The organism is Pseudomonas putida (genome assembly GCF_030159595.1).
In the GTDB taxonomy this organism is placed as follows: Bacteria; Pseudomonadota; Gammaproteobacteria; order Pseudomonadales; family Pseudomonadaceae; genus Aquipseudomonas; species Aquipseudomonas putida_AC.
On the sequence record NZ_BSKJ01000004.1, the window covers coordinates 537,244 to 545,647 of the forward strand.

The 8,404-nt window shown below is 60.9% G+C and carries 5 protein-coding genes; 2 read left to right on the forward strand and 3 right to left on the reverse strand.

Annotation, left to right across the window (positions count from 1 at the left end):
• Positions 1-14: 14 nt before the first annotated feature.
• Complete coding sequence (locus QQL85_RS12360; protein WP_284353469.1) at positions 15-3,062, reverse strand: aminotransferase class III-fold pyridoxal phosphate-dependent enzyme; 3,048 nt, start codon at positions 3,060-3,062, stop codon at positions 15-17.
• A gap of 142 nt (positions 3,063-3,204) precedes the next feature.
• Here QQL85_RS12360 and QQL85_RS12365 point away from each other — a divergent pair, with 142 nt between their 5' ends.
• Entirely contained in the window at positions 3,205-3,645 is a 441-nt protein-coding gene (locus QQL85_RS12365) for an Lrp/AsnC family transcriptional regulator (protein WP_016486802.1), read from the forward strand.
• A 67-nt stretch (positions 3,646-3,712) separates the two neighbouring features.
• Here the strand turns inward: QQL85_RS12365 and QQL85_RS12370 are convergent, their stop codons facing one another.
• Positions 3,713-4,330, reverse strand: coding sequence for a dTMP kinase (locus QQL85_RS12370; RefSeq protein WP_284353468.1), 618 nt, complete (start codon positions 4,328-4,330; stop codon positions 3,713-3,715).
• 240 nt (positions 4,331-4,570) lie between these two features.
• On the opposite strand from QQL85_RS12370, the gene QQL85_RS12375 reads away from it, so the two are divergent.
• The gene (locus QQL85_RS12375) at positions 4,571-7,111 is read left to right on the forward strand and encodes an HWE histidine kinase domain-containing protein (RefSeq protein ID WP_284353467.1); all 2,541 of its coding nucleotides are present in this window, start codon (positions 4,571-4,573) and stop codon (positions 7,109-7,111) included.
• An 87-nt stretch (positions 7,112-7,198) separates the two neighbouring features.
• On the opposite strand, the gene QQL85_RS12380 is transcribed toward QQL85_RS12375, so the two are convergent.
• Positions 7,199-8,404: acetolactate synthase large subunit (locus QQL85_RS12380; protein WP_284368772.1), on the reverse strand; the 1,206-nt coding region annotated here is incomplete at its 5' end.

An 8,404-nucleotide genomic window follows, 5' to 3' on the forward strand; every position in this document is an offset into this window, starting at 1 on the left:
TGTCGCCAAAACCGTTACTTCAGCGCCGCGATGAAACTGTCTTTCAGCACTTCAAGAAGGAAGTCCGCATGGACCCGGCTGAAAATCATTGAAGGACGCATTTTCAGTACGTTGTCATGCGGGCCTTCGGTACCGATCAACACGCCGCGCTCCCTGGCGCCATCTGCCACTTTCCTGGCCAAGGCCGTGGCCGGAGCCTTCGACTTGCGGTCAGTGACCAACACGATGCCGAGGAACAGGCCCAGCCCGCGTACATCACCAATCACGTCGAATCGCTGCTGAAGTTTGCGGAAACCCTCGAGCAGGTAATTGCCGACGTTCAAGGCGTTTTCTTTCAACTGATCGCGCTCGATTGCATTGAGCACCGCCATGCCTACCGCGCACGACACGGGGTTGCCGGCAAAGGTATTGAAATACTCCATGCCGTTGTTGAAAGCATCGGCAACCTCGCGCGTGGTCACCACCGCCGACATCGGATGGCCGTTACCAATCGGTTTGCCCATGGTTACAGCATCCGGCACCACGCCTTGGGTCTCGAACGCCCACCAGTGGCTACCGACGCGACCAAACCCGACCTGCACCTCATCGGCCAGGCACAGCCCACCTTCGGCGCGAACCATGGCGTATACCTCCTTGAGGTAATGCTCGGGCAGGAACACCTGCCCCGCCACGCTGGGGATCGACTCGGCAAGGAAGAATCCGGGGCCCTTGCCGGCTTTGCGCATGGCGTCCAGCTGGTCTGCCACCGACTCGGCAAACCGCTTCCCGTGCTCTTCCAATGGCCAGTGCTCGGGGGCGTAGTAGCTGTCTGGAACCACCGCCTCGTATACATGCGCCGCCCTGCCCTTGCCGGCTTTGCGCTTGTACTTGTAGGGGCTCAGGTCGATGAGTTCTTGCGTGGTGCCATGGTAAGCCCAGTCCAGCACGATCGCCTGGTCGCTACCTGTGTAGTTGCGCGCCATCCGCAGCATAAGGCTGTTGGCTTCACTGCCCGAGCAGCCGAATGACGCAACGCAAAGACCCTCTGGCAACGTGCCGGTCAGGCGCTCGGCATATTCGACGATGTTGTCGTGCAGGTAGCGGGTGTTGGTGTTGAGTCGCGCAGCCTGCTGCGTCAGGGCTTCGATCACGTCGGGATGGCTATGGCCCAGGTGGCAAACGTTGTTGAAGCAATCCAGATAAGCCCGCCCGAAGTTGTCGATCAGCCATACCCCATCACCGCGCACGAATTTGATCGGGTCGGTGTACGAAATTGACAAGTTCGGTAGCAGCAGCTCTTTACGCTTGGCAATGATCTGGGCCTTGGTCATCCCCTGCTGGTTGTAGGTCTCTGGCGGGATACCGGCCAAGGTCGAGGCATCAGGGAACAGGTCAGCCCACACTTCGCGGTATTCTGGCTCGCCAACGCCAATGACCTCGCTTGCGCTCAGCTGGGTATCGGTGGTCATCTGCAGATGCAGGTGGGGAATCCAGCCGCCGTTTTCATCATCGGTGCCCATGTAGCCCACCAGGTCGCCAGCTTCGAGCTTGTCACCTGCTTTCAAACGGCTAAGCGCCTCATGGGCCATGTGCCCCCACAAGGTCAGGAATGGCGGGCAACCTTGCGGGGTGTGCTCGATCATCACCAGGCCACCATAACCCAGCGGGTCTGGCTCAACCTCAATGCTTTTGATGGTGCCAGCGACCGGTGCGTACAACGGCGTACCCGCAGGCATCACCAGGTCGACCCCCACATGCAGGGTGCGGCGCTGCCCCTTGATGAAGCGGGACTCGAAGGCGCTGTCCGTATAAATGGTACGCAACTCACCCCATGGCCCGATGGCCAGCGGCACTTTGTGCGCGGCAGAGAACTCGTCCCACCAGCGCGTCGCATCTGCAGGCCGCTGCTCGGCTGAGGCGATGGTCATTTCGTGGCGGGCATCGCCAAACGGCGCGATCACCTTGTTAAGGATGGCGGCTGACGGGCGCACCAGGTCGGCAAATGATTTGTGGTTATCGGCAATCCAGCGGCGCACTGCACCCGCACCCTCGATGGCGTCGAAGCCGCAAGCCTTGCGCAGGATGCCTGTAGCCAGCCGTGGACTCATCGAATCAAGCTGTTCCAGCAGGCGCCAGGCTGGCGCTTCACTGATCGCCAGGTACGGGTTGTCTTCTGTCTGATCCTGCCGTGAAGCGGAAAAAGTAACGCTGATGACCAGGCGCATGGCAATCAGGTTGAACAACACGTCAAGCTCTTGTGCTTGCAATGGGTACTTTTCATGGAAACCAGCCACCAACGCAGCAGCAGCGCCGATCGGGTCGTCCATGTCGAGAATGGCGTAAGCACAGGCGATCGCGACCTCGGCAACCAGCACGGTATGCACGGCATCCCCAAAGTCGATGAAGCCGGTCACATTGCTGGTGGTTTCGGCATCGACCAGGATGTTCCAGTCGTTGGCGTCATTGTGGATCACCTGCGCCCTGAGTGATGCCAGCCTGGGCTGTACAGTGTGTTCGAACCGGGTGATGAAACGCTCGACAATGGCCCGGCGCTCGGGGCTTTTGATGTGGTGCACGCGCGAACGGGAGCGTGCGGCATGGCGCAAGTCCCAGTCCAGGTCACGGACGGCACCAGGGTGCATGAAGCCCTGCAGGGCACGGTCAAGTTCACCGAGTGCCCGACCGAAGTTCCTCATCAGCGCGAAAGAGCGCTTGGCCTCGGCAAGCGGCGTGCCGGCCAACCAGCTGACCAGCCGCACAGCATGCTTCTCACCTGTGGCGCTGGCCACGGATGGCAGGTAGTCGCCAGCCACACTGGCCCGAAGGTGAGGCACACCCAAGTGCGCGCCATACACGGCCAGATGATCGAGCAGCGCGGTTTGAAACTCGCTTTCTACCCGGGGCTCGCTGGCATTGACGATTTTCAGTATCCAGCCAGCGTCGACGCCAGTATCCAACCGGTAATTGCGATCACGCTCCCCGTCCAGGGGAGTCGCTGTACCGGTAATGTTGAAGAAATCTTTTGCGAGGCCCTCTGCATCGCTTGCCGAAAACCGAGGTGCCGGGTGGGAAAGGTCTGTCATATCATCACGTTCCGAGCGAGCAAATTGTTTTTCAATAGCTTGTCATGCACTGCCGAAACCGACACCCTGCATACGGTCGGGATCGACAGGCATTATGCCGGTACCGACCGGCATAATGACGGCGAGCTTATTAGGTGGCGCAATGCGTGAACTGGACGCAAAAGATCGTGAGATTCTTGAAGTACTTTCGAAAGACGCGCGCATTGCGCTGAAGGCATTAGCCGGCCGCATAGGCCTTTCCAGGAGCGCCACTACCGAGCGCGTCGCCAACCTTGAACGCAGCGGGGTCATTCGTGGTTATCGTGCGGATATCGGTGAAATAGACGCCAACGTCATACGCGCGATATTGCTGGTGACGTTGCAGCGCACCCCTGCCATGGGGCTGCTCGACCAACTGGCAACGGACGCACGCGTGCGGCGGGTTTCCTCGGTAAGTGGCCAGCTTGACCTGGTGGTTGAAGTGGAAACCCGGACAATCGACGATCTTAACCAAGTACGCGACAACGTGGCACGTCACGAATCGGTGGATGACATAACCACATCGGTTGTACTGCGCCGTGACATCGACCGCCAAGGCGCCTGATAACCCACGCATTGTTGTCCAGGCCGGCCTTGGCGCCGGTACAGCTCGCGCAGCGGCGCACGAGCACTCAACGTGTTAGAAGTACACGGTCAATCTCGCCAACCACCTGCCGCGTTGCGTCCTCGATGGCCCCTTCATTACGGCACAACACCCAGCCGTGCTTTACAAGCGCTCGCTCGAAAGCTTCGGTACAGGCTACCTGTTCGTCCAGGTTGTGTATCACCGTACTGCCCAGACCACGCGTGCGTGCCGCAGCCCTTGCCCACGAGGTTTCAGGGGCAGTGACAACCCCGACATGCAAATCTGGCACTTGCACGCTGAGTTCGAGGTTCAATCGCAAGATCTGGTCAAACGGCACCGTGCGGCGAAACGCGGCGTCAGAGGGGTACCAGCGATCAATCAGGACGATGCTGTCAGCTGGCTGTTTGGGCAGTACATGCCGGGAAATCCAGGCGCGGCTTTCAGCGAAGCGCTCGCACACCCTGAGCTCCAGGTCTCGGCAAGGGTTTCTGGCGAGCTTGTTGACCAACGCCATGGTTTCGCTCCGGTAGGGATCGCTCTTTTTTTCGCAAAGGCGGATCACCTTTTTCCCGTCCACCCTCAGGGCTTGGGTGACGGCCTCCAGCAGCGTGGTCTTGCCGGTGCCTTTAGGCCCATCGATGGAAACAAACAGCGGGCGGATCATCGTTCACTACCAGTTGGCTCAGGTGCGGATGAGACCATTGATCGCAGCTTGCCTTCAAGGCATATCGAAAAGAGCACATCTGTACTCCCCAGGTAAAAGGTTGCGGTTTGCTGATGAACGAGGGGACAACCCGTCCCAGCCCTGTACGTCCCTTTTCGCCGCGCCATGCCCAACATTGCCTGCTAGGCTGACGTTGGCGGCCCTGCTGGCAGCCTCATCTTCCCCCCACAGGCGCGGCCAATGACATCCAACCCCCAAGTAAACCTGACCAACTGCGACCGCGAGCCCATCCAGATACCTGGCAGTATCCAGCCCCATGGCTGCCTGCTGGCCTGCGATGCCTCGGCCACCGTCGTTCTGCGTCATTCGGCCAATGCCCCACACATGCTTGGCGTAGCAAGCGATATCAACGGCCAGAAGCTGCATGCGGTGCTCGGTGACGAGGTGGCGCATACCCTGCGCAACGCGCTGGCCCGCACCCGGGAAGCCTCGCGGCCAGCGCTCAGCTTTGGTGTGAAGCTGCCCAACGGCGAGGCTGTCGACATCGCCGCCCACTTGTTCAAAGGCACGGCTATCCTCGAGTTCGAGCCCGCTGGCGCGAGCATCGCCGAGCCGATAGAGCTGGCCCGCACGCTGATCGCCCAACTGCGCGAAATCGAGCAGACCGGCAAGCTGTTCCGCGATGCCGCCCGCTTTGTCCGGGCCGTGCTCGGTTACGACCGGGTGATGATCTATCAGTTGGGTGCCGACGGCGCCGGTAAGGTGGTTGCCGAGGCCAGGCGCAGCGACCTTGAAAGCTTCATGGGTCAGTACTTCCCCGCCTCCGATATCCCCCAGCAGGCCCGCGCGCTTTACCTGCGTAATCCGATCCGGGTGATCTCGGATGCCCAGTTCAAGACCGTCGCCATCGACCCGGTGCTCGATCCCTCCGGCGAGCCGCTCGACCTTTCCTACGCACACTTGCGCAGCGTCTCGCCGATCCATTGCGAGTACCTGTGCAACATGGGTGTGGGGGCCTCCATGTCGATTTCGGTCATCGTCAATGGTGAGCTGTGGGGAATGATCGCCTGCCACCACTATGCACCGCGCACGCTGGCCATGGGGCAACGTGTGGCGGCGGAGATGTTCGGTGAGTTCTTCTCCCTGCATATCGAGACCCTGCGCAGCCGGCAAAAGCTTGAGGCCGCTGTGCAGGTCCACAAAGCGCTGGACAATATGCTGCGTGACGCCAACCAGGCTGCAGACATCGACGGATTCTTTCACGCACGCCTGCCGCGGTTGATGTCGCTGATCCCCTGCGACGGCATCGGCATGTCGCTGCAAGGCCGCTGGTCATCCGCAGGGCTGACACCCCCCAAATCGGCCGTGCCCGATCTGCTACGCCTGGCAGACATGGTCAGCTCGGGCCGAACCTGGGCGTCCAACCGCCTGTCGATGGTGCTGCCAGCGGCCCAGGCGTACTTCACTGATGTGTCTGGCGTGCTGATCATACCGATGTCGCAGCAGCCGAGGGATTACCTGATTTTCTTCCGCAAGGAAGTGGTCGAGACGCTCGACTGGGCCGGTGACCCGAACAAGACCTATGACAGCGGCGCACTGGGCGACCGCCTGACACCCCGCAAGAGCTTCGCGATCTGGAAAGAAACCGTTCACCAGCAGTCGCTGCCCTGGACCGAGCAGGACCGCCAGTTTGGTGACGCGATCCGTACCGCTATCGTCGAGGTGGTGCTGTATAACAGCGAATTGCTGGCCAGCGAGCGTTCGAAGGCAGAAGTGCGCCAGCGCATCCTCAATGAAGAGCTCAATCACAGGGTCAAGAACATCCTCTCGCTGATCGGCGCGCTGGTTGCTCACCCGACCTCGGAAAGCCAGACACTGCAGGACTATGTGGCAACACTGAAGGGTCGCATCCAGGCGCTGTCCCTCGCTCACGATCAGGTGGTACGTGGTGACGGTGGTGGGCGACTGGCCAAGCTGCTGGAGGCAGAGCTTTCACCCTACCGTACCGCCGCCGGCGTGATCGAACTGCAGGGCCCGAACGTTATCCTTGATGCCCGCGCCTATTCGGTCATGGCCTTGGTGCTGCACGAACTGGCGACCAATGCTGCCAAGTACGGCGCGCTGTCGCGGGCGAGCGGCAAGCTTGCGGTGAGCTGGGCCATTGACGCCAGCAACGGCTGCACCATTACCTGGCGTGAAAGTGGCGGGCCAACGGTTCGCCCGCCCAGCCGCAATGGCTTTGGCTCGGTACTGATCGACCGGAGCATTCCCTTCGATCTGGGCGGCACCAGCGCTGTGGAATATCACGCCGAAGGCCTGCAAGGGTTGTTCAGAATTCCTGCAAAACACCTGTCCGTCGCCGAAGCGGCCGACCCCGTGAGCGCAGCCGCGCCTGTCACCCGTGCAGCCGATGCCTTCGCAGCCCGGACGGGCCTGCGCGTACTGATCCTCGAAGACCAGCTGGTGATCGCGGTTGGACTAGAGCAGATTCTCAACGATGCACAAATCAAGGATGTGATCACCGCCAACGCCGAGGATGAGGCAATGCGCTTGATTGCCAGCCACACACCGGATGTCGCGATACTGGATGTCAACCTGGGAACAGGGACGTCGATTTCCGTTGCCGATGAACTGCAGCGCCGGCAAGTACCGTTCCTGTTTGCTACCGGCTATGGTGACGGCATCAGCATTCCCGAGCACCTGAAGGATGTGCCCGTAACGCGCAAGCCATATGACGCCAACAGCATCCTGACCAGCCTGCAGGCCCTGGTTGATCGCTGAGAGAAGGGATTTCTGAACGGAAGGAGGGAGCGCAAGCCGCTCCAGGGTACGGCGCCAGCCTTGAGGTGGCGCCGTACCTGTCAGGCGTTACACCGCCAGTGCGCGCTCACGCAGCTCGCTGTTGAGGATGCGGTCGTTCTCGCTGTAATCGACCGGGCAGTCGATCACATGCACGCCGGGGGTCTTGATGCAGTGCTCAAGCAACGGCAGCAGGCCTTCGGCGCTTTCCACACGGTGACCGTTGGCACCGTAGGCTTCGGCGTATTTGACGAAGTCCGGGTTGCCATAGTCCAGGCCGAAATCGGTGAAGCCCATGTTGGCCTGCTTCCAGCGGATCATGCCGTAGCCATCGTCACGCAGGATCACCACGGTGATGTGCATGCCCAAGCGAACTGCGGTTTCCAGTTCCTGGCTGTTCATCATGAAGCCGCCATCGCCGCACACCGAAATCACCGGACGGTCGGGGTGCACCAGGTGCGCCGCCATGGCCGAAGGCAGGCCGGCACCCATGGTCGCCAGGGCGTTGTCCAGCAGCACGGTGTTCGGCTTGTGCGCCTTGTAGTTGCGGGCGAACCAGATTTTGTAGATGCCGTTGTCCAGGGCAACGATGCCTTCGGACGGCAGTACGCGACGGATGTCGGCCACCAGGCGCTGCGGGTAGACCGGGAAACGGTTGTCGTCGGCGCCTTCGGCGATCTGTGCTTCGTTGGCTTCACGGATCGCCATCAGGCGGGTGAAGTCCCAGTGCGCGGTGTCGTTCAGCGCTTCGCTGATCTGCCATACGGCGTTGGCGATGTCGCCGATCACTTCTACCTGCGGGAAGTACACGGCATCGACTTCGGCGGAGCGGAAGTTGATGTGGATGACTTCGGTACCACCACGCACCATGAAGAATGGCGGCTTCTCGATCACGTCGTGGCCGATGTTGATGATCAGGTCGGCCGCTTCGACAGCGCGGTGAACGAAATCACCCGACGACAGTGCAGCGTTGCCCAGGAAGCGTGGGTGACGCTCGTCGACCACACCTTTACCCATCTGGGTGGTGATGAACGGAATACCAGTCTTGTCGATCAGTTGCTTGAGGACCTTGGCGGTCATCTTGCGGTTGGCGCCAGCGCCGATCACCAGGATCGGGTTACGGGCGTTCTTCAGCTTCTCGACAGCAGCTTCGATGGCCACATGTTCGGCCAGCGGGCGGCGGTGCAGGCTGCGCGGAATCGGCAGTGCGTCGGTCTGCTCGGCGGCGATGTCTTCTGGCAGCTCCAGGTGTACCGCACCCGGCTTTTCTTCTTC